This is a genomic window from Paenibacillus sp. FSL L8-0436, assembly GCF_038593025.1.
In the GTDB taxonomy this organism is placed as follows: Bacteria; Bacillota; Bacilli; order Paenibacillales; family Paenibacillaceae; genus Paenibacillus_AQ.
The window spans coordinates 5,756,168-5,778,382 of sequence record NZ_CP151955.1 but is presented as its reverse complement, the minus strand read 5'-3'; the positions used below and the strand labels follow the sequence as shown (position 1 = coordinate 5,778,382).

The 22,215-nt window shown below is 51.7% G+C and carries 18 protein-coding genes; all 18 read left to right on the top strand.

All coding sequences use genetic code 11. The annotated features are described in order from the left end of the window. The first annotated feature begins 13 nt into the window (after positions 1-13). The 18 genes from NSS79_RS26760 (at position 14) to mtaB (ending at position 21,998) form a co-directional block, all read left to right on the top strand. Positions 14-373 (top strand): hypothetical protein, encoded by a 360-nt coding sequence (locus tag NSS79_RS26760; protein ID WP_038595481.1) that lies wholly within the window; start codon positions 14-16, stop codon positions 371-373. Between the two features lie 40 nt (positions 374-413). Beyond that, positions 414-593, top strand: coding sequence for a YfhD family protein (locus NSS79_RS26755; RefSeq protein ID WP_038595479.1), 180 nt, complete (start codon positions 414-416; stop codon positions 591-593). 246 nt (positions 594-839) lie between these two features. After that, positions 840-1,946: a GntR family transcriptional regulator gene (locus tag NSS79_RS26750; protein WP_342436843.1), complete on the top strand. Its 1,107-nt coding sequence runs from the start codon at positions 840-842 to the stop codon at positions 1,944-1,946. Positions 1,947-2,096: 150 nt separating this feature from the next. Continuing rightward, positions 2,097-4,055, top strand: a complete 1,959-nt coding sequence (locus tag NSS79_RS26745) for an AraC family transcriptional regulator (protein WP_342436842.1) — start codon at positions 2,097-2,099, stop codon at positions 4,053-4,055. An 84-nt stretch (positions 4,056-4,139) separates the two neighbouring features. Continuing rightward, entirely contained in the window at positions 4,140-5,174 is a 1,035-nt protein-coding gene (locus NSS79_RS26740; RefSeq protein WP_342436841.1) for an iron ABC transporter permease, read from the top strand. After that, complete coding sequence (locus NSS79_RS26735; RefSeq protein ID WP_342436840.1) at positions 5,171-6,184, top strand: iron ABC transporter permease; 1,014 nt, start codon at positions 5,171-5,173, stop codon at positions 6,182-6,184. Before NSS79_RS26740 ends, NSS79_RS26735 begins: the two co-directional genes overlap by 4 nt. Before the next feature lie 210 nt (positions 6,185-6,394). Next, entirely contained in the window at positions 6,395-7,084 is a 690-nt protein-coding gene (gene araD / locus NSS79_RS26730) for an L-ribulose-5-phosphate 4-epimerase (RefSeq protein ID WP_038595473.1), read from the top strand. 27 nt (positions 7,085-7,111) lie between these two features. Next, the gene (locus NSS79_RS26725) at positions 7,112-8,785 is read left to right on the top strand and encodes a ribulokinase (protein WP_342436839.1); all 1,674 of its coding nucleotides are present in this window, start codon (positions 7,112-7,114) and stop codon (positions 8,783-8,785) included. A gap of 80 nt (positions 8,786-8,865) precedes the next feature. Then, a complete protein-coding gene (gene araA / locus NSS79_RS26720; RefSeq protein WP_038595469.1) occupies positions 8,866-10,356 on the top strand; it encodes an L-arabinose isomerase in 1,491 nt (496 codons plus the stop codon). A gap of 142 nt (positions 10,357-10,498) precedes the next feature. Then, positions 10,499-11,677 carry a sn-glycerol-1-phosphate dehydrogenase gene (locus NSS79_RS26715; protein ID WP_342436838.1) on the top strand — a complete coding sequence of 393 codons (1,179 nt, stop codon included), beginning with the start codon at positions 10,499-10,501 and terminating at the stop codon, positions 11,675-11,677. Between the two features lie 447 nt (positions 11,678-12,124). Beyond that, positions 12,125-14,557, top strand: a complete 2,433-nt coding sequence (locus NSS79_RS26710; RefSeq protein ID WP_342436837.1) for an EAL domain-containing protein — start codon at positions 12,125-12,127, stop codon at positions 14,555-14,557. 329 nt (positions 14,558-14,886) lie between these two features. Continuing rightward, the gene (locus NSS79_RS26705; RefSeq protein ID WP_342436836.1) at positions 14,887-15,447 is read left to right on the top strand and encodes an RNA polymerase sigma factor; all 561 of its coding nucleotides are present in this window, start codon (positions 14,887-14,889) and stop codon (positions 15,445-15,447) included. After that, on the top strand, positions 15,407-17,068 hold the full coding sequence (locus NSS79_RS26700) for a DUF4179 domain-containing protein (RefSeq protein ID WP_342436835.1): 1,662 nt from the start codon (positions 15,407-15,409) through the stop codon (positions 17,066-17,068). The genes NSS79_RS26705 and NSS79_RS26700 overlap by 41 nt, the downstream gene beginning before the upstream one ends. A gap of 192 nt (positions 17,069-17,260) precedes the next feature. After that, positions 17,261-17,839, top strand: coding sequence for a DNA-3-methyladenine glycosylase I (locus NSS79_RS26695; protein WP_342436834.1), 579 nt, complete (start codon positions 17,261-17,263; stop codon positions 17,837-17,839). A 145-nt stretch (positions 17,840-17,984) separates the two neighbouring features. Beyond that, positions 17,985-19,043, top strand: a complete 1,059-nt coding sequence (gene prmA, locus NSS79_RS26690; protein WP_342436833.1) for a 50S ribosomal protein L11 methyltransferase — start codon at positions 17,985-17,987, stop codon at positions 19,041-19,043. A 2-nt stretch (positions 19,044-19,045) separates the two neighbouring features. Further along, positions 19,046-19,729: a site-2 protease family protein gene (locus tag NSS79_RS26685; RefSeq protein WP_342436832.1), complete on the top strand. Its 684-nt coding sequence runs from the start codon at positions 19,046-19,048 to the stop codon at positions 19,727-19,729. A 154-nt stretch (positions 19,730-19,883) separates the two neighbouring features. Beyond that, on the top strand, positions 19,884-20,648 hold the full coding sequence (locus NSS79_RS26680; RefSeq protein ID WP_342436831.1) for an RsmE family RNA methyltransferase: 765 nt from the start codon (positions 19,884-19,886) through the stop codon (positions 20,646-20,648). A gap of 3 nt (positions 20,649-20,651) precedes the next feature. Beyond that, a complete protein-coding gene (gene mtaB, locus NSS79_RS26675; RefSeq protein WP_342436830.1) occupies positions 20,652-21,998 on the top strand; it encodes a tRNA (N(6)-L-threonylcarbamoyladenosine(37)-C(2))-methylthiotransferase MtaB in 1,347 nt (448 codons plus the stop codon). The last annotated feature ends 217 nt before the right edge of the window (positions 21,999-22,215 follow it).

Sequence of the window (22,215 nt, the reverse complement as noted above, 5' to 3'; positions counted from 1 at the left end):
GAGCAGGGATATAATGTCGGAGAGATCTATATTAGCCTACTTCAAGGCTCCCGAGGAAGCCGAGGGCGTCTCCCGCAAGCTTCAGGCGCTGCGAGTTAGCGAGCTGTCCATTGACCGTTTCAGCAGATTTGGCGGAAACGGGCTGCAGGCAAGCGTGAATCCGGTGACCGGCAATCTGGCAAGTATGGATTCCATGACCTCTGTCAGCCCGCACACAGGTATTTTGTCTGCAGCGCATACAAGCGGCAGCGGCATGAGCCACGGCGGTGACGGCGGACCGACAGGCCGGAATATTTTGCTGACAGTTATCGTGGACCAGAATTCCTATAACCAGGCATTGACCATAATTGAAGAGGCCGGCGGAATGGTCTAAGTCTTGACACATCAATACAAATCAGGAGGATGGACAACCGATGGATAGAGAAAACTCAAAGATCTTCTCTAAAACAGACAAGCAGAAGATGCTCTACGAAGCGAAATTGGAAGATGTGGAGTTCTCGGCGGCGGAAGCGGATCAGGATGATCTGGAGGCGCTTGAGCGGTCACAGGAAGCCGATAAACGTCAGCTGCACGAAATTATGAAGAAGGAATAGCTGACAGGGGTACAGTACGAAGCGTATTAAATGAAGCGGAAGGAATGGCCAAAGCTGCTACATCGGGATGCCCCACCAGTGTGGGGCATTTTTGCGCGAAACGGCAGGATGCCGGAATCCGCTTGTTAAATCAAATGGATAAAAGGGAGGATGAAGATTCAAAAAAGTAAAGACTTAACATGTACATACAAGTGGCTTATGTTATAATGACTTGTATTACTCTATATAAGTAGCCTGAGGTGTACCATGACGGATAAACCGATACCGAAATATATGCAGCTAAAGGGTGAACTGCTGTCCTGGATGGAGTCCGGGCGGATGAAGCCGGATGACCAGATCCCATCCGAGAATGAAATTGCCGTACAATTCGGGATGAGCCGACAGACGGTTCGCCAAGCGCTTGGCCAACTGGAGAAGGAAGGCTGGCTGTACCGCCTGCAAGGGAAGGGAACCTTTGTTGCCCGGCAGGAAACGCGGCCGCTGCAGACCAGCAGCATGATTGGCATGATGACGACACATATTTCCGATTATATCTTTCCTCATCTTGTACGCGGCGCAGAAGCGCAGCTTCGCGGCAGCGGATACAGCATGATGTTGTCGAGCACCGACAATGACAAGAATAAGGAGCGGGAGAACCTGGAGATGCTGTTGGGCCAGCCGTTCAAGGGACTGATTATTGAGCCGACCAAAAGCGCACAGGGCAATCCTAATCTGCCGCTGTTTCTGGCGCTTGAAATTCACCGCATTCCGTTCATCATGATCAATGAGCGGTATCCCGAGCTGCATTGTCCCTGCCTGAAGCTGGATGACGAAGCAGGGGGATTTATGGCTGCGGAGCATCTGATTGAGCTGGGCCACCGGGAGATTGCCGGGTTTTTCAAGACAGACGATCTCCAGGGAGCCAACCGGTTAAAGGGGTTTACACGGGCGCTGCACAAACACCGCCTTCCCCTGGGAGCGGATACCGTGACCCATTATACGAGCGAACAGAAGCATAGCGTGCCTTATGAAGCGGCATTAAAAATGCTGCAGGGACGCCAGCGGCCTACAGCCTTCGTCTGCTACAATGACGAGCTGGCAGTGCTGCTGCTGGAGGCCGCGCGCCAGACGGGATTAAGCGTGCCCGACGATCTGTCGATTATCGGCTTCGACGATTCAACGCTGGCGACGGCGACAGAAGTGAAGCTGACCACCCTTAAACATCCGAAAGAGCTTATGGGTATAGAGGCAGCCAATATGCTGATTGACATGATTGAGCGTAAAAGTGCGGAGCCGCCGAAGGACAGGATTTATAAGCCGGAGCTTGTTCTGAGAAGCTCAACGAAACGGCTGGAACAGTTAGACCGCAGTTGAATAACAGTAACGGAAGTCCGCACAGGGTGCGGGCTTTTTTCGCGTTTAAGTTATCTGGAATTTAAGGAATATATGTGTGCGGGTTGTTGTTGAGAATGGTTATCACTATAATGGTTTAAAATGACTATATCAAAGGAAGTGCCGGAATCAATGGAATGGAATGAACATCTGCTGGTGTGGAACCATGCGTCCGTCAAAGTGATGGATGTTCGCCGGGTGAGAATAGGAGAAGAGGAAAAGGAAGAGCTGTATTCTTACCGCCTGCCAGACAGCGCTTTTATCTATGTCATTGAAGGAGAAGCGGGGGTATGTCTTGAAGAAACGTTCCTTGAAGTCAGCGGTGCTTATGTTCTTCATGGAGGCAAGGGCATGCGCCTAGACATTGTGGTGGAAAGCGGGACGAGGTTCGAATATTATCTCATCTTGTACAAGGCTGCGGTTCCTGTGTCCGAGAGGAAAGATATCCCGCTGATTATGGAGCACAGCAACCCCTTTCAGCAGCAGTATGGGGTGCAGGCCACCCACAAACTAATGCTGTTCAACACGGTCCGGGAGATGGAAACCGTATGGAAGTCCAATGAAGGACTGGGGCGCTTGTACGTAAAATCGCTGCTCTACAGGTTCGTTTATGAACTGCTGAAGCATCTGCAGCTTAAGGGGCATACCGCGGCCAAGACGGATCTGGCTGAGCAGGCCAAACGTTATCTCCTTGAACAATACAGACACTCAGTCACACTGAAAAGCACTGCTCAAGCTCTCGGATGCAGTCAGGGGCATTTATCCAAGCTGTTTAAGAATAAGGTGGGTGAGAGTCCCATGCGTTTCTTAACACGTGTGAGGGTAGAGAAAGCGTCGCAGCTGCTGCTCAAAACAGAAGCGAATCTGCAGGGGATTGCCGAAAGTGTGGGTTATCCGGATGGTTATACGCTCAGCCGCAGCTTCAAAAAGCATATGGGTATCTCGCCCTCCAAGTATAGATCAGAAGGACTTCAGACAGCCGTAAATGAAGATATGCCATCCCCGGAGCAAGGATATGCCATTCAAAAGGATGAGTTTTGGTCTTATATTGATAATGATTATCATAATCAAGTGGAAGGGGATCATTTTCAGATGAGACAAAAGAAAAAAACAATAGCCGCCACAGCAATGCTGTGTATGGCCTTGCTGCTTAGCGCCTGCTCAGGCGGTTCGGCCGCCACGGGTAGTGCAACAACTGGAGGGAACGCGCTGGAGGGGGCGGGAAGCGGCGGAGCTGCTACTTCTGCACCTGAGGCTGTGGCGGACACCGGAACACGGACAATAACCACTGTACTTGGTGATGTAGAAGTGCCTGCCAATCCGCAGCGTGTGCTGGTCCAATACTTGATGGGTGATGTGATTGCTCTGGGTGTGCAGCCTGTTGGAATTTCTGAGGCGTATGATGGTGCGGCTTTTAAGGAAGAAGTCAAGGAAAGCACCGATCTGGGACATTGGGCAGAGTGGGATATGGAAGCCGTTATGAAGCTGGACCCTGATCTGATTATCACGGCTGGTGAGGAGCAGGCCAAAGAGATGTCCAAAATCGCTCCGGCTATCTATGTGCCTTACGGGGAGATTACCCAGGAAGAAAGAGTAAGGCTGATCGGACAAGCACTCAATAAAGAGAAGGAAGCCGAGCAGGTGCTTGCGGATTATGATCAGAATGTAAAAGAATCTGTCCAGAAGCTGGGGGATGCCGGCTTTGGTGATAAAACGATTTCTGTATTTGAAGGCGGTAATGATTCCATGACAGTCATGGGCAAGTTGTTCGGAGCGGGCAGAATTGTCTACGATGTGCTCTCACTGAAAGCGCCAAAAGGTGTGCAAACAGGAATTATCGATAAGAACACTTATTCTGAATCGGTATCCCTCGAGGTGCTTCCCGAATATGCAGGGGATTATATCATTCGCAATACCTATGATGGCATGGATGATTTGAGCCAAAATCAGGTATGGAGCTCACTGCCGGCTATCCAGAACCATCATCTGATCGAGATGGAATTCGGCTTAAGCTATTATACCGACATTTATTCCGCTAAGGCGCAGGTTAACTTTATTGTAAATGCACTGCTGGGTTCTCCGCAGTCATAACAGCTTAGTCCACAGGCTCCAGCCGGTGGGCTCTTAACTATGAAGCTGTGAGAGACAGCAAATTACTGATGAAGGACGAAGGGTATGATGAAAGATGTGGATACAGATACATATGGGAAAAAAAGGGGAGTACCCTTTTCACTGCTGATGGCTGCAGGATTCCTGGCGCTCGTGCTGATAGTGGCTGCTTCCATTTCCTTCGGATCTGCTGATATGCAGCTGCATACAGCTTGGGCGGCGATTTTTAAATTCGATCCCGCTAAAACGGAGCATCAGATCATTCACAACCTCCGGTTTCCACGCACAATTGCGGATGTTATCGTCGGCTGCAGCCTGGCGATGACAGGAGCGATTATGCAGGGCACTACCAGAAATCCGCTGGCCGATTCGGGACTGATGGGCATCAGCTCTGGTGCGGGACTGGCAATGGCGCTTTGCATGGCTTTTTTGCCGGACCGTACTTATGCACAGACTATGCTATATGCCTGTCTTGGGGCAGGTGCAGCAACCGGGCTGACCTATGGAGTCGCTTCTTTAAGCAAAAGGGGGATGACCCCGCAGCGGCTTGTACTGGCGGGAATGTCGGTATCCATGCTATTTGCCGCGTTTAGCAGCTTTGTCGCCATTAAATACAACATCGGACAGGCCCTTACGTTTTGGACGGCCGGAGGGACAGCCAGTACCACATGGAAAGAGCTAAGCATTGTCTCGCCGCTGTTTGCCGCCGGCTTGCTGGCTGCTATTGCTTTGGCCCCTTCGGTTACGCTGCTGAGTCTGGGAGATGATGTTGCATCCGGGTTGGGGCTGCCAACCGGGCGGATCAAGGGGTTTGCCACACTTATTGTGCTGGTGCTGACCGGATTGTCGGTATTGATCGTCGGCCCCATCAGCTTCGTGGGCCTGATTATCCCGCATGTAGTCCGCTATATGGCGGGTGTGGATTACCGTTACATTATTCCGCTGTCCGGGCTTTATGGAGCGACCTTCATGGTGGGGGCTGATTTGTTCGGCCGGCTCATTAACCGCCCAAATGAAACGCCTGTAGGGATTATTTTTGCAATCATCGGCGTTCCCGTTTTCCTCTATCTGTCACGCCGGCAAAAGGGGGAAATAGGATGAAGCAGCGTGCTTATACCGTTTCCCGGGGAATTGGTTTATGCCTTCTACTAGTAGTACTGGTCATTCTGATTGTGGTGATAGGAATGAATTCGGGCCAAATGAACCTCTCTCCCATGGAGGTGCTGCGTGTACTGCTGCTGAAAGGAACAGACAAGCAGAACCTGATTGTCTTCGAATTCAGGCTGCCGCGGATCGTGCTTTGTATACTGGTTGGCATCGGAATGGGCGTTGCTGGGTCTATCATGCAAAGTTTGCTGAGGAACGATATGGCTAGTCCGGGAACGCTGGGTATCAGCTCCGGGTCCGGGCTGTTTGTACTCATTTATATCGCGATTTTCTCCGTTAAAGGTGTTTCCTCGGCGATTGCGCTGCCGGTGCTGGCTTTCATCGGAGGCATGACTGCAGCGGTGCTGATCTTCTTGCTGTCCTACCGCCGGGGCAGGGAGATATCCCCCACTGGATTAATCCTTACGGGGGTAGCCATGTCAAGCGGCTATGGAGCGCTGTCGCTGATGATTACACTCCGGCTGGATCATAATCAGTTCGAATTTGCCCAGCGCTGGATGGCGGGCAGCCTCTGGGGTGATGACTGGAAATATATTTCGGTGTTGGCCCCATGGACAGTGCTGCTGGCGGGCTATGCGGTTTACAAGTCGCGGGTTCTGAATACACTCAATCTTGGCAATGAGACAGCGACGGGCTTAGGGCTTGCGGTAAAACCGGAATTTCTTGGACTTACTCTGGCTTCAGTGGCGCTCTCCTCCGGAAGTGTGGCATTGGGCGGCAATTTTTTCTTTGTCGGTCTGATTAGCCCCCATCTGGCGCGCAAGCTGGTTGGCCCGAACCACAAGCTTCTCCTCCCGGCCTCAGCGCTGACCGGGACGCTGGTGGTACTTATTGCGGACACAATTACCCGCACGGTCAGTTTCGGAACAGATATACCGACCGGGATCATCATCACTATGCTGAGTACACCTTATTTTTTGTATTTGCTGGCCAGGTCAGAATAAACAATGGGGAAGCAATCGTTGCTTGGAATTGTCCATTGCGGCTAAACAGGCTCTTATCATCCGATACTAGGATGATGAAGCCTGTTTTTTATTTGTATGTACCTATTCTCCGTTTTATTAAAAAACTATAGATTAATTGTACGTACAAGTGTATAATGAGGTGGCAAAGCAAAAGAACGATCATACCTAAGACCATAGGGAGGATTACGAATGTTGGAGCAATTGAAACAAGAGGTACTGGAAGCCAATCTTGACCTGCCCCGTTACAACTTGGTAACGTTTACATGGGGGAATGTCAGCGGCATTGACCGGGACAAGGGACTGGTGGTTATTAAGCCGAGCGGTGTGGAGTATGACAAGCTGCGCCGGGACGACATGGTTGTGCTTGATCTGGAAGGCAATATTGTTGAAGGCAGCTACCGTCCTTCTTCTGATACAGCTACTCATTTGGTGCTATACAAGGCATTTCCGAACATCGGCGGCATTGTCCATACCCATTCACCATGGGCAACCGGCTGGGCACAGGCAGGCAGAGGCATTCCGGCGCTCGGAACCACCCATGCCGATTATTACTACGGTGAAGTTCCCTGCACCCGCCCGATGACAGACGAGGAAATCAAAGGTGCGTATGAGCTGGAGACCGGCAATGTGATCGTGGAGACATTCAAGGATCTGAATCCGGACATGATTCCGGGTGTGCTTGTACATTGCCATGCTCCCTTCAACTGGGGGAAGGATCCGCATAATGCGGTTCATAACGCCGTTGTGCTTGAGGAAGTTGCGAAGATGGCAACACAGACCTTCCAGCTGAACCCGAATGTGCAGCCAATGAGCCAGACGCTGCTCGACCGTCACTTCCTGCGCAAGCATGGAGCAAATGCCTACTACGGCCAAAGCTAATTACTATATATAAAGGAGAATTCGTACATGAGTAAAAAATATGCAATCGGCGTCGACTACGGAACCCAATCCGGACGCGCTGTGCTGGTAGATCTGGCCGACGGAACGGAAGTCGCGGATCATGTAACGCCTTATCCGCATCACGTGATAGACGAGATTCTGCCGGGAACCGGCAAAAAACTGGAATATGACTGGGCGCTGCAGCATCCGGCAGACTACATTGAAGTATTGAAGCGTTCAGTGCCAGAGGTAATCCGTGAGTCCGGCATAGATCCTGCGGATGTCGTGGGTCTTGGCATAGATTTTACCGCTTGTACGATGCTTCCAGTTAACGAACAAGGACAGCCGCTCTGCCTGCTTCCTGAATATCAGGAGAACCCGCATAGCTGGACGAAGCTGTGGAAGCATCATGCCGCACAGCATGAAGCGAATGAAATCAACCGCATCGCCGCTGAACGCGGCGAGAAGTGGCTGCCGCGCTACGGCGGCAAAATCTCCTCCGAATGGATGATGGCCAAGGTCTGGCAAATCCTGGACGAAGCGCCTGAAATCTATGATGCGGCTGATCAGTTCCTGGAAGCTACCGACTGGGTGATCTCGCAAATGACCGGCAATATTGTACGCAACAGCTGCACGGCCGGTTACAAGGCCATCTGGCATAAAGCGGACGGATATCCGGACAAGGAATTCTTCAAAGCGCTTGATCCGCGCCTCGAGAACCTGACCGAAACGAAGCTGCGCGGGGATATCGTTCCCCTGGGAACGAAAGCCGGGGAACTGACTGCCGAGATGGCACGCCAAATCGGCCTCGTGGCAGGTACGGCCGTGGCTGTCGGCAACGTCGATGCGCATGCTGCTGTACCCGCTGTAGGTGTAGTTACCCCGGGCAAACTGGTAATGTCCATGGGTACCTCAATCTGCCATATGGTGCTGGGTGATACCGAACGAGAAGTTGAAGGCATGTGCGGTGTGGTGGAAGACGGAATTATTCCGGGATATTACGGGTATGAGGCTGGACAATCCGCTGTTGGCGATATTTTTGAATGGTATGTGGAAGAAGCGGTCCCTGCCTATGCGAAAGAAGCTGCGGCGGAAGAAGGCGTAAACATCCATACTTGGCTGGAAGCACGGGCTGCGGCCTACAAGCCGGGCCAAACCGGACTTCTCGCACTGGACTGGTGGAACGGCAACCGCTCCGTGCTCGTGGATACGAACCTGACCGGACTGTTGCTCGGCTGCACGCTGCTGACCAAACCGGAAGAAATTTACCGCACACTGCTTGAAGCTACAGCTTTCGGCACACGCAAGATTGTGGATGCATTCCACGGAAACGGTGTAGCCGTTGATGTACTGTATGCCTGCGGCGGACTTCCGCAAAAGAACCGCCTGCTGATGCAGATTTACGCTGACGTTACCAACCGTGAAATTAAAGTGGCAGCAAGCAAGCAGACGCCTGCGCTCGGCGCGGCAATGTTCGGAGCCGTTGCAGCCGGTGCTCAAAAAGGCGGCTACGATTCGATCGTAGAAGCGGCAGAAAAAATGGCCCGTATCCGCGAAGAATCCTATGTTCCAATTCCGGAAAACGTAGCAGTCTACGAAAAGCTGTATCAGGAATATTCCAGACTGCATGACTATTTCGGCCGCGGCGAGAACAATGTCATGAAGCACCTTAAGGCGATTAAAGAGGATGTTACGGAATAGTACTTTGATATATTCGAAGACAGTGTAGTACGAAATCATTCAGTAATATTACGTTCACAACACTTTTAGGAGGTAGTTACATGTTATCCATTAAACCTTATCAATTCTGGTTCGTAACCGGAAGTCAGCATTTGTATGGCCCTGAAACGATCGAGGAAGTAGCGGAGCACTCCCGCCAAATTACCGCAGGCCTTAACTCGGACGACGCGGTTCCTTTTGAAATAGTATTCAAACCGGTTCTGACTACAGCGGACGAAATCCGCAAGCTGGCAATTGCTGCGAACAGTGATGAGAACTGCGGAGGGATCATCACCTGGATGCACACCTTCTCCCCGGCCAAAATGTGGATCGCCGGCTTGTCGCAGCTCCGCAAGCCTTTGCTGCACCTGGCAACCCAATTTAACCGCGATATTCCATGGGATTCTATCGACATGGATTTCATGAACACGAACCAGTCGGCACACGGCGACCGCGAATACGGCTTCATTGGCGCGCGTATGGGCATTGCCCGTAAAGTGGTTGTCGGCTACTGGGAAGACAGTGAAGTTAGAGGCCGCATCGGCGGCTGGATGAACACCGCTGCTGCCTTCAATGAGAGCCAAACGCTGAAGGTTGCCAGATTCGGTGACAACATGCGCTCGGTGGCTGTAACCGAAGGTGATAAGGTAGAAGCACAAATCAAGCTGGGCTGGACCGTTGACGGCTATGGCGTAGGCGACCTTGTGGAACGTGTGGATGCCGTTACCGAAGCGCAGATCGACGATTTGATGGCAGAATACGCGAAGGCGTATGACTTTGCCCAAGGCGGAGATCAGGATGGACCTGTGCGTGAATCCATCCGTTACCAGGCCCGTATTGAGCTGGGGATGAAAGCTTTCCTGGAAGAAGGCGGATATACAGCTTTCATTACTACTTTTGAAGATCTGCACGGACTGAAGCAGCTTCCTGGTCTTGCTGTACAACGCCTGATGGAGCAGGGCTACGGCTTTGCCGGAGAAGGCGACTGGAAGACAGCGGCGCTTGTCCGCCTGATGAAGATTATCGCCGGCAACAAAGGCACCTCCTTTATGGAAGATTACACGTATCACCTAGATCCGGCCAATGAGCTGGTGCTTGGATCGCACATGCTGGAGGTCTGCCCGACCATTGCTGTCGACAAGCCGAAGCTTGAAGTGCACCCGCTCGGTATCGGCGGCAAAGAGGATCCGGCCCGCATGGTCTTCAACGGACGTTCCGGTGCAGCGCTGAATGCCTCGATCATCGACATGGGCAACCGTTTCCGCCTGCTTGTGAACGAAGTGGAAGGCGTTGAGCCTACCGAAGCTATGCCGAACCTGCCGGTTGCCCGCGTATTGTGGAAAGTGCAGCCAAGCCTGAAGGCAGGCGTGGAAGCCTGGATTCTGGCCGGCGGCGCGCATCATACCGGATTCTCGTATGTGGTGACTACAGAGCAACTGATTGATTTCGCCGAAATGGTTGGCATCGAATGTGTAGTCATCGACAAAGATACCAATACACGATCTTTCCGCAATGAACTGCGTCTGAACGATATCGCCTGGAAGCTGCTCTAGTTCTCTCTATATTCGTGTGATGACAAGAAACGGGTACCGCGCTCGATCAGAGTGCGGTACGTCCGTTTCTTCCTGTATATTGGACATCTGATAAAATGTATAAGGAAGCTTTTGCTAACAAAACTTTTAGGAGGAATTCGATATGAGCAGCATACTGGATAATATAAAGGCAGCCGCCGCTGAAATAGAAGGAGGGGCAGCTTTTGCTCTTCCGCAGGTTATTCATGTAGAACCGGGTGCCCTGCAGCAGGTCATTCCTTATGTGGCCGCACAGGGCTGGGAACGGCTGGTGCTTGTGGCAGATGAACATACACTGAAAGTAGCGGGAGCAAGTCTGGAGCAGGCGTGCAGGGAAGCCGGGATTTCGGTCCACACCACCTTAGTGCTGCCCAATGCGCAGGGCGATGTTATCGCAGATGAAGCCTCTGTAGTGCAGGTGCTGTTGGATATTCAAAAAGTTAAAGCAGATTCCGTCATCGTGGCAGGCTCGGGCACGCTGCATGATGTGGCGCGTTATGCGGCTTATACAGCAGCCATCCCTTTTGTGTCGGCCCCGACGGCTCCTTCGGTAGACGGTTTCACCTCGAACGGCTCGCCGCTGATTATCCGCGGCAACAAGATAACAATTCCGGCGGCGGGTCCAGTCGCTATCTTCGCCGATACAGAGCTGCTGCGCAAGGCGCCGGCTCCCATGGTGGCGGCAGGCTTTGGCGATATGCTGGGCAAATACACCTCGTTGTTTGACTGGAAATTCGGCCGCCTGACGGCTGACGAGCCGTATGCTCCGGCGGTTGCTGCCATTAGCGAAAAGGCGTTGTTGGCCTGCGTAAATCATGCAGAGGAGATCGGAAATCATACCGAACTGGGAATCCGAGTACTGACCGAAGCGTTGATTGAATCAGGCCTGGCGATCCTGCTGTTTGGGCAATCCCACTCGGCATCGGGTGCAGAACATCATCTGTCCCATTATTGGGAGATGGAGTACATCCGCACCGGACGCAGACAGCTGTTGCATGGCGCTAAGGTAGGTGTGGCCTGTGCGGAAATTTCCGCGCTGTACCATGAGCTGGCGGATACGCAGGGTTTGGCGGACAAGGAACAGTGGGCGCAGGTGCTGAAGGAAATCAGCGGACTTCCTTCACCGGAAATGTTGCGCGGCCTGCTGCGCACTGTACATGGACCCTCTACCTTGGAAGAGCTTGGTGTGGATGCTGATCTGCTGCGCCGCAGTCTGCAGGAAGCGCATTTCATCCGGATGAACCGTCATACCCTGTTGCGGGCGCGCAATGAAGGCAAGATTGCGGGAGCTGCTGCGGAATAGACAGGTGATGCTGAAGAATCTGGAGCAGATACTAACCTTCTGAAGATTTAAGTAAAACTTTAGGAGGACTTAATACTTTTTTAAGCTTGGGACTGTATATTAGACACATACCCCCTTATTACATACCTTGACCCCGCCAGCTGCTGGCGGGGCCCTTTTTTTGTATGCGCACAATAAATGGAGGCGGGGAATGGATTCCGGGAGCTGAAACTTTCATTTCATAGGATTCCATTCATAGAACTACACCTCTCTATACGGCGTCTAACAAGGAGCTTGAGAAGGCTCAGTTATAGTGTAAATTTTTTTTATAAAAACCACTCTCTGATCTGTCGATTCAGGTCTATGTATGTCGATAATAATAGTGAAATAGTGCAAATTTAAAATATTTACTATCGGGAGAAGATCAGGGGAGTTCTTAGAAACGAAGACAGAGAGGGGAGGACTTAGTTGGAGCAAATTCATGGTACTCATGATAGGGTGCTTGTATTATTTTCATGTGTAATTGCGGTAGCAGCTTCATATGCGGTCCTAAGTCTGGCAGGGGCAGTAGGCAGATCCAAAGGGAAGAAACGTTGGCTATGGCGGATGAGCGGTGCAGTAATTATGGGCATGGGGATCTGGTCAACACATTTTGTCGGAATGCTGGCCATATCACTGCCGTTTCCGGTTGCTTATAATCTGAACACTGTATTGTTGTCAATAGGTGTTTCTATTGTTACCTCTTTTATCGCCCTTGTTGCGATTAGCCGCTGCAAGCCGGGCATTCTTCAATTTCTTGGAGCTGGCGTATTTTCTGCGATTGGAATTTCAGCGATTCATTATATCGGCATGTCAGCGATGCAAATTAATATGATCTATACTCCCGGATATGTAGCCCTGTCTATCGTGATAGCTTTTGTTGCATCCTATGCAGCGCTCGGGTTATTTTCCTATATTATCGATCATGGCGAAGAAGACAATCATTGGAGGAAGCTGGGCAGCGGTCTGATCATGGGAACTGCGATTATTGGCATGCATTACACCGGTATGCTGGCAGTCCACTTTGAGCCGCGGCATCATGCTGCACGGATCACCGGTGTTGTCCTGGATCAGAAATGGCTTGCCTATGTCATTGCAGGCGGGACTTTGTTCACGCTGTGGTTATCAGTTGTCGGAATGTTCATCTCCCGCCGGTTCTCGAACAAGGACACAGAGATACTGGTTACTGAGAAATGGTACAGGTCGTTATATGAAAATAACCAGGACGGGATTATCTCGATTGACCTGGACATGCGCATTATCGGATTTAATCCTGCTGCCTCAAGAATCACGGGAATCAGCTCAAGTGCCTTTAAGGATCAGAACATGATGTTCATTCTCTCGATTGTGGCTGTGGAGGAGCGGGAGCGGATGCAGAAGCTGTTCTCAAGATCTTTTGCCGGAGAGGAACTGAGCTATGAAACAGCGATCATCCATCAGGACGGGCACCGGGTCGAAATCAGTGTGGTTAACGCTCCGGTCATGGTCGACAGGCAAGTGGTCGGAACCTATGTAATTGCCAGAGATGTGACAGAAGAAAAGCGGGCCAAGGAGAAAAATCATTACCTTGCTTTCCACGACGAGTTAACCGGTCTGCCGAACAGAAGAATGTTCAATGAGCTACTATCGCAAACCATTGAAGCGCATAGTGAAACGATGGAGCCGTTTGCTGTTATGGTTATGGACCTTGACCGGTTTAAAATCATCAACGACTCACTGGGGCATATGTACGGCGATCTGTTCCTCCAGGAAATGAGCAGCCGTATCCGGCATAGTGTGGTGAATGAGAATGTGACGCTGGCCCGGATTGGGGGAGATGAGTTTGCGATGTTGTGCCGATTCTCCCGGAAGAACATGAACGTAACAGCCATTGCGGAGCAGATGATTGCAGCGATTGAGCAACCGTATCGTCTGAAAGAGCAGGATTTTTACGTTACGGTAAGTATCGGAATCGCCTTCTTTCCCTGCCATGGTCAAGATGAGATACAGCTTCTCAAGAATGCAGACACTGCCATGTATGAGGTTAAGAAAAACGGTAAAAATGATTATCAGTTTTTCTCGGACGATCTGGATGAGCAGCTGCTCCAGCGGATTAATATGGAAGGCGATTTGCGGAAAGCGCTGGAGCGCGGCGAGTTTATTCTGTACTACCAGCCGCAAATCCGGGCGGATAACAATCAAATTATCGGAGTAGAGGCGCTGATCAGGTGGCAGCATCCGGACAAAGGGCTCCTGCCGCCTGGCCTGTTCATTTCGCATGCGGAGGAGACAGGCCAGATTGTGGAGCTCGGAAACTGGGTGCTGCGCGAAGCCTGCCGCCAAATGCGGTTATGGCAAGATGCAGGCGGCCCGCTGATTCCTGTGGCGGTGAATTTGTCGTCCCAGCAGTTCCACCAGTACAATTTGCATGGGGAGATTATGGGGATTCTGGAGGAGAGCGGGCTTGCTCCGCAGTATCTTGAACTGGAGATTACGGAAAGTATGATGATGAATGCTTCTGCATCTGCAGGAATTCTGAACAATCTGACCCGGAACGGAATTCGTATCAGCCTTGACGACTTTGGAACAGGCTACAGCTCCTTCAGTTATTTGAAATTATATCCCATTCATAAAGTGAAGATTGACCGTTCCTTCATCAAGGATATTGTCGCGAGCAGCGATGACCGGGCCATAGTGTCCACCATCATTACTATGGCAAGGCATCTGAATATGCAGGTCATTGCCGAAGGTATAGAAACCAAAGAGCAGCTGGATATTGTGGTGGAGAGCGGCTGCATAAAGGTACAGGGCTATTATTACAGCCGCCCTTTACCGGCCGATGAGATCGGGAGGTTGTTACTGAACCTCGTACAGAGTGTATAGGATGGGAATCTCCGAAAGTTACAATTCGCATAAGAGGATAAGAGGAAGCCAGGAAAGCCGCGGACGCCATATTTATGGCTTGCGTGACCATCTCCTGGCTTTTTATTTTTATCAGGTTGAAGCCTTCAAGCTGTGATCAGCCCGGACAAGCGGGAATTGAGGTAATGCACCCGCTCAAACCCGTTGTCTCCTATGCCACTACGCTGCCTTTACCGAGCTGCTCCAGTATGGATTTCTTTGTATATGAGTTGTATGATTTCCAGAAATGAACCTTTTTGCATGTTTGATTGTTATATAGACAACTCAGACAAGAAAGGAGGGGGCGTTTTTTGCAAAGCCATAGGGAATTGTTCGAAGCCTACAACAAGGCTGTCTACCGGACCTGCTACTATATGCTGCATGATGCTGCAGATGCCGAGGATATATGCCAGGAGGTGTTTATCACCGTATTCCGCAGCCGCTGGCAGGAAGTCGAGCATGTCAGGGCATGGATTATGAAAATCACAGTCAATACCTGCCTGAATCACTTGAAACGCCGGCGCAGTCTGCAGCAGAAGGTAGCTGAGCATATGCATCTGCTGAAAGTCCGTGCCGAAACTCCGGTAGAGCTCTTAATAGAAGAAAAAGAAACGGCGCTGGAATGGAGCAGTTACATATCCAGGCTTCCTGCGAAGATTCGCGCGGTGCTTACGTTAAGGTATATGCATGATTTCAGTCTGGCCGAAATAGCGGAGGCGTTGTCCATCCCGGTCGGGACGGCCAAATCCAGACAGCATAAAGGATTGAAAATGATGAAAAAGATGCTGCAGGAAGCAGGAGAGCATGCAAAGGCAGGGGAGGAGGTTTTGTATGAAATCGGTGGAAGATGCGCTGAAACTGCGCTTAAATAATGATCACGGAATAGAGTATCCTGATTTTGCAAGCATGTGGGAACGGATGGAGCAAGCTGGACATACTGGGGATTCGGACAGCAAACGGGCACGGGGGAGATCGGTCCAGCGCCAGGGACGGAACTTACGGAAATCAGTTGTCGCGCTCTCTCTTGCAGCCCTTCTGGCTGCAGCTCCCGTATATGCAGCGATTCAGGTGGACTGGAACGGGCTGCTTCATGGAAAAAGCGGGATTCAAGCCGCACTCTCCGAGCACCTCGGCCAGGAGCTTGAACAGTCGGTGACAAGAGATGGGGTCACGCTGACCTTGCATACGGCGGTTGTGGATGAGAACCGCACGGTGATTCTGTACAGCCTGAACCCCGGTGAACATAACCGGGCTGAATTCATGAAGTTCAAAGGAATCTCTCTGAGGGATGAACAGGGAAAGCTTTGCGAAGGGATTCTTAGAGATATGGTATGGGATGCCGGCAGCGGCAGATACACCGGCTATGTAGAGAGCAACTGGACACCGGAGGGGGATACGGCAAAGGTAGAATTTATAGCAAGGGATCTGCAAAGCTTCACCCGGCAGGAGCAGGAGCTGGAGGTGGACAATACGACCAGGGAAACGCAGAGCTTCAATATTGCGCAGGACGGCCTGCAGGCGCTTCATGTGCAGATGTTTCCCCGGGAGGATAATAGGCTGCTTGTCTACAGTGAGATTACCTTTGAACAAGAGGAGGCTGCAGCATGGGCCAAGCCGCAGGTTGTTGCTTACCGGGATGGAGCTGTCGTAAAGGAACTTACTGACAGTCTGCAAGTGCGGCCGGGTGATAACGGAGAATATATCAGCCAGCAATTCTATAGACATAGCGACGTTTCGGATGAGAGCACAGCCTATCGGCTGCAATATATGAAAGAAGAAGAGCGACTGGACGGGGAATGGTCATTCGATCTGAACCTGAGCAAGAAGCAGATGAACACAGGGACAGCGAAATATGCTTTGAATAAGCCGCTGGAGACTGGCAGCGACGATATTACCCTGGAGCAAATGGTGGTTACTCCGACCCAGATCCGGATCAGCTACCGGACCAGAGAAGCCTATGCTCATCTGCCCTATGAGAAGATAACTCTTGAAGTACAAGGTATGAGCCTGCAGGGTGAATTATGGCCGACAGCTGAACGGGATCCGAATAAGGGAGCGATTCGCTTCGAACGGCCTTCGGGTCTCGTAATGAACGGGAAAACCCCTGTAACTCTAACAGGCAAATACAAGATTACCAATCATAAGGGGGAGCGGACTCCCATCCGTTTGACAGCTATCAGCGAGAAGCGGCAAACGGTAACATCGCAGGTAGGCGGTTATCCGGTAGAATGGATATACTACACTCTCGATGGTGATTTATATGTGGAGACCGGGAGTCAGACCCCAGGATTTGGCGGCATCGTTTCGTTCGAAACGACCCGGAACAACTCCTATTTTGCAGGCAAAACGCTGATAGCCAATTACTCCGGGGATGATGACAACACGGCTATAAAGAGGTATGAGGGGGTTGAGCAGACGAAAGTATCCATGTATGTCAGCGGTTATATTACGGTTGAACCGGATCAGATGATACAGGTACAGATGCTGCCTTAACCGGCAGGGTGATGAAACGGAAACAATAAACTGAAAGAGGAACCTTTAATAGAAGAGGTTGTCCGGCCCTTGGGGGAAACGGAGGCCTCTTTTATTTGTGTATACAGGGTAATGGCGCTTAGAATATAAAGAGATGATAGAAATAGCCTATGAATAATGTTCTTCGGACATAAAAAGGAGAGAAGGAGACAGGTGAACGAGATCCGCTGTGACTGGGTCAATGAAGATCCACTATATATTGCTTATCACGATGAGGAATGGGGCAAGCCGCTGAACGATCATTTGAAGCTGTTCGAGCTGCTGATGCTGGAGGGAATGCAGGCCGGGCTCAGTTGGTACACTGTGCTCAAGAAACGGGAGCATTTCAGAAAAGTATTCGACGGATTTGATCCGGAGAAAATAGTACATTATGATGAGGAGAAAATTGCTGAGCTGATGAATGACCCCGGCATTATCCGCAACCGCCTCAAGATTAACGCGATCATCCGGAATGCGGCCGTGTATTTGCAGATCGTCGAGGAGGAGGGCAGCTTTGCAGACTATCTCTGGAGCTTTACCGGAGGGGTGCCGTTGATCAATAACTGGAAGAGCAAAGCGGAAGTGCCGGCTACAACCCCCCACTCAGACCAAATGAGCAAAGCGCTGCGTAAAAAAGGCATGAAGTTTGTCGGCTCAACCATTTGCTACGCGTTTATGCAAGCTTCTGGAATGGTGGACGATCATACACAGGAATGCTTTTGCCGCAGCAAAAGTCAGCTTTCCGGAAGCTGATCCGCAGTTTGGCGCTACCCGGGGAAGAAATGGTATACTGTTAAGCAGCGCTCACAAACTATTAGTGTATGCTTCCGAAGCCAGTTTTGCTCGAAGAATAACCACGTAAGCTGCGCTCACAAAACTTTTAGGAGGATCCACAAAGATGTTATGGCATGAACTGACAGTACATACAACAGAAGAGGCGCAGGAGATGATTTCCAATCTGCTGTATGAGGCCGGGGCAGGCGGTGTTTCCATCGAGGAATCCGGAACCCTGAATAAGGTACGGGATACACGTTATGGTGAATTATACGACGAGCCGCTGAATGATATCCCTGAAGGGGAAGCGGTGATTAAAGGATATTATGCCGAAACCGTCCCGATGGATGCCATTATCGAAGAGCTGGCTCCACGGATCGAAGAGCTGAGAGAGTTCGGGATTGATCCCGGTAAAGCACTGATTTCGTGGAAAACTGTGGATGAAAATGATTGGGCGCATGCCTGGAAGCAGTATTTCAAGCCGCTTCGCGTATCGGACCGGCTGACGATTAAGCCCACCTGGGAGGAATATACCCCTGCCGGCCCGGAAGAAAAAATTATTGAGCTTGATCCCGGCATGGCATTTGGAACCGGAACGCATCCAACGACAGCATTGTGCCTGCGGGCACTGGAGAAACATATCAGCGGTGATGAGGAAGTGATTGACGTTGGAACGGGCTCCGGCATTCTTGCTGTAGGCGCGGTGCTGCTGGGTGCCAAGTCTGTGCTGGCGCTGGATCTGGATCCGGTGGCTGTGGAAAGTGCCCGTGAGAATGTGGCGCTGAACCGGCTGCAGGATTCCATTACGGTAAAAGAAAGCGACCTGCTGTCACTGCTCGGCGGTGAAGGAGCGGCAGATACGGCGGCGGGAGATATGTGGCCATCGGCAAGAGCCGGTCATACGGACTCGCAGCAGGCTGTTCCGGCAAAGCCAAAAGCTGAAGACAGTCTTGGTGTCACACTGCCGGTGAAGGTTGTGGTCGCCAATATTTTGGCAGAGATTATCGTGTTGTTCACCGATGATGTCTACCGTGCCCTGCAGCCGGGTGGCCTCTATATCACCTCCGGCATTTATAAAGATAAGGAAGGGCTCGTGGCGCAGGCGCTGGAGTCGTCCGGGTTTGAGATTAAGGAAGTATCCCGTGAAGAAGATTGGGTGGCCTTTACAGCCGGAAAGAGGTAGAAATGGATTTTTTGGATGAAATTTTAGTAGTACCCCTGCAGCAGCTTCCGTTTTTCCTGATTACCCTGGTGATCGCATTTACTGTGCATGAATTCGCCCATGCCTATTTTGCCAATAAATTTGGTGACCCAACTGCAAGGCTGCTGGGCCGCATGACGCTTAATCCCGCAGTGCATTTCGATCTATTCGGTATCATCCTGCTGCTCATTGCCGGCTTCGGCTGGGCACGTCCGGTTCCGGTGAACCGCGACAACTTCAGACGCCCCCGGCTGATGGGGGTTATCGTGTCTGCGGCCGGTCCGATCAGCAATCTGCTGCTCGGTATTCTCGGTACTCTAGTGTATGCCGCCCTGCATGCCAGCGGCGCCATTGAGTCCATTACGAATGAACAGCTGCTGCGGGCAGTGTACTGGTTCTTTGGCATGTTCATTCAATTTAATTTCTTCCTATTCCTGTTTAACTTAATTCCGCTGCCTCCGCTGGACGGCTACCGGATCGTAGAGGATGTGGCACCACGTCCGGTCCGTGCAAAATTACAGCAGTATGAGCAGTGGACGGTCTTTATCTTTTTGCTTATCATCATTATCCCCGGCCTGCGTGCCTATACGATCGAACCGCTGAACAGCTGGGCACTGCAAATAGGGAACGACTTTTTCAGGTTGTTCTTCAATCTGTTCGGAGGGTAAAGCCTGAACAGGGGCTGTTCACAGGCAGGCAAACGTTGTATGATGTAATGTGAATTTTTAGACGGTTTACAAGTGCGTAGAGCGGCGGCTGGAGACCTGAACAGCAGGACCGCCGCCGCTTTTACGCTGAATAATGGACAGGATGAGGATGAAGATGCAGCGTTATTTCGTAGCACCGGAGCAGTTCGGCCCGGAACAGGTAACCATTGACGGCGAAGATGCCCGCCATATTGCTAAAGTGATGCGCGGCAAAGCCGGAGACAAGCTAATTGTCAGCGACGGCATTTCCCGCGAGGCGCTGGCGGAGATCTCTTCGATTGAGATCGGCGAGATTATAGTGAACATACTGGAATCTCTGGAGATGACTCATGAGCCGCGGATCAAGATTACGGTGGCCCAGAGTCTGCCGAAGGGAGACAAGCTGGAGACCGTCATTCAGAAGTGCACCGAAATCGGTGCGGTGGCCTTTGCCCCGTTCCTCTCAGAGCGCACAATAGTGCAGTATGACGAGCGCAAGGAGAATAAGAGGCTGGAACGCTGGCGCAAGATTTGCAAGGAGGCAGCGGAGCAGGCACACCGTAATATAGTGCCGGCCGTGCATGCGCCTTTGAGCTGGAAGCTGCTGCTGCAAAGCTTCCGCGACTATGATGCTGTTTACTTTTGTTATGAGAAGGAAGAAGGACTGCAGCTGCGGAGTGCCGCCGCACCTTGGTTGTCTGCGCTGGCGCCGGAATCGCCGGGCCGGGTAATGATCGTTGTCGGTCCTGAAGGCGGCTTCAGCCCGGAGGAATGCCTCGCGGCCGAAGAGGCCGGAGCGGTACCGGTAGGCCTTGGGCGGCGTATTCTGCGCTGCGAGACGGCCGGCATGGTCGCTGCAGCCTGCATCCTGTATGAATCCGGAGAAATGGGGGGAGCTTGAACAATGCCATCCGTAGCATTTTATACTTTAGGTTGTAAAGTGAATTTCTATGACACTGAAGCCATCTGGCAGCTATTCAAAAATGAAGGTTACGAGCAGGTTGATTTCGAAGGGCCCGCCGACGTATATCTAATCAACACCTGTACGGTAACCAATACCGGCGACAAGAAAAGCCGCCAAATGATCCGCCGCGCCGTGCGCCGCAACCCGGAGGCTATCGTCGCCGTAACGGGCTGCTATGCGCAGACCTCACCCGGCGAGATCCTTGATATTCCGGGGGTCGATCTCGTGATCGGCAACCAGGACCGTGAACAGATTATGACTCACGTCAAAAATATCCAGGGGTCCCGCCAGCCGGTGAATGCCGTCCGCAACATTATGAAGACGCGTGAATTCGAAGAGCTGGATGTGCCGGGTTTTGCTGACCGGACGCGGGCGTTTATGAAAATCCAGGATGGCTGCAACAACTTCTGCACCTTCTGCATCATTCCATGGTCACGCGGGCTGTCGCGCAGCCGCGATCCGAAATCGATTGTCGCCCAGGCGCATCAGCTGGTGGAGGCCGGTTATAAGGAGTTTGTCCTGACCGGAATTCATACCGGAGGTTATGGTGACGATCTGGACAATTACCGTCTCGCCGATTTGCTGTGGGAGCTGGACAAGGTGGACGGGCTGGAGCGGGTACGCATCAGTTCGATTGAAGCCAGCCAGATTGACGAAAAACTGCTTGAGGTGCTGAACCGCAGCTCCAAGATGTGCCGCCATCTGCATATTCCGCTGCAGGCCGGACATAACGAGGTGCTCAAAGCGATGCGCCGCAAATACACCACCGAAGAGTATTATGCCAAGATGGAGCTGATCCGCCAGGCGATGCCGGATGTCGGGATCACCACCGACGTTATTGTCGGATTCCCCGGCGAGACCGAGGAAATGTTCCGCGCCGGCTATGATTTCATGAAGGCCGTGAATTACTCCGAGATGCATGTCTTCCCGTATTCGAAGCGCACAGGCACCCCGGCGGCACGAATGCTGAACCAGGTTGACGAGGAAATTAAGAACGTCCGCGTACAGGAACTGATCGACCTCTCCGAGGAGATGCAGCTTGCCTATGCGCGCAGGTTCGTCGGCAAGACATTGTCCGTTATTCCTGAACGGTCGGCCAAAGGGGCCCCGGGCCGCAGCACACAGCACGGCTTCAGCGACAATTACCTGCAGGTTTTCTTCAGCGGCGATGATTCGCTGCAGGGACAGCTGTGTGAGGTGAAGATTACGGAAGCTGGCGTCAACGAGTGCGGCGGGACTCTGGTTGGCATGTCACAAGCTGGCCTGAAACAGGCGGTCCGCCAATAAATACAGCTTGGAACCAAGGATTTCGTCCCCTGCAAGGGATGAAGTCCTTGTTGTTTGTTGGGGGACATGTTTGCGGCAGACTGGATCATAAGAGCCTGCCGCGCGTATGCGAATCATTCTGAATTTCAACATGAGGCGCTGGTACTGGAACATATGGGAAACACTGGTTATAAAGTCCCTAATTGGGCTTTTAAGACCCCTGATTTCAAGAAAAGTT

Excerpts from the sequence above, each read along its gene's own strand:
- NSS79_RS26760 (WP_038595481.1), top strand. The coding sequence starts at position 14 with ATGTCGGAGAGATCTATATTAGCCTACTTCAAGGCTCCCGAGGAAGCC.
- NSS79_RS26755 (WP_038595479.1), top strand. The coding sequence starts at position 414 with ATGGATAGAGAAAACTCAAAGATCTTCTCTAAAACAGACAAGCAGAAG.
- NSS79_RS26750 (WP_342436843.1), top strand. The coding sequence starts at position 840 with ATGACGGATAAACCGATACCGAAATATATGCAGCTAAAGGGTGAACTG.
- NSS79_RS26745 (WP_342436842.1), top strand. The coding sequence starts at position 2,097 with ATGGAATGGAATGAACATCTGCTGGTGTGGAACCATGCGTCCGTCAAA.
- NSS79_RS26740 (WP_342436841.1), top strand. The coding sequence starts at position 4,140 with ATGATGAAAGATGTGGATACAGATACATATGGGAAAAAAAGGGGAGTA.
- NSS79_RS26735 (WP_342436840.1), top strand. The coding sequence starts at position 5,171 with ATGAAGCAGCGTGCTTATACCGTTTCCCGGGGAATTGGTTTATGCCTT.
- araD (WP_038595473.1), top strand. The coding sequence starts at position 6,395 with ATGTTGGAGCAATTGAAACAAGAGGTACTGGAAGCCAATCTTGACCTG.
- NSS79_RS26725 (WP_342436839.1), top strand. The coding sequence starts at position 7,112 with ATGAGTAAAAAATATGCAATCGGCGTCGACTACGGAACCCAATCCGGA.
- araA (WP_038595469.1), top strand. The coding sequence starts at position 8,866 with ATGTTATCCATTAAACCTTATCAATTCTGGTTCGTAACCGGAAGTCAG.
- NSS79_RS26715 (WP_342436838.1), top strand. The coding sequence starts at position 10,499 with ATGAGCAGCATACTGGATAATATAAAGGCAGCCGCCGCTGAAATAGAA.
- NSS79_RS26700 (WP_342436835.1), top strand. The coding sequence starts at position 15,407 with ATGAAATCGGTGGAAGATGCGCTGAAACTGCGCTTAAATAATGATCAC.
- prmA (WP_342436833.1), top strand. The coding sequence starts at position 17,985 with ATGTTATGGCATGAACTGACAGTACATACAACAGAAGAGGCGCAGGAG.
- NSS79_RS26685 (WP_342436832.1), top strand. The coding sequence starts at position 19,046 with ATGGATTTTTTGGATGAAATTTTAGTAGTACCCCTGCAGCAGCTTCCG.
- NSS79_RS26680 (WP_342436831.1), top strand. The coding sequence starts at position 19,884 with ATGCAGCGTTATTTCGTAGCACCGGAGCAGTTCGGCCCGGAACAGGTA.
- mtaB (WP_342436830.1), top strand. The coding sequence starts at position 20,652 with ATGCCATCCGTAGCATTTTATACTTTAGGTTGTAAAGTGAATTTCTAT.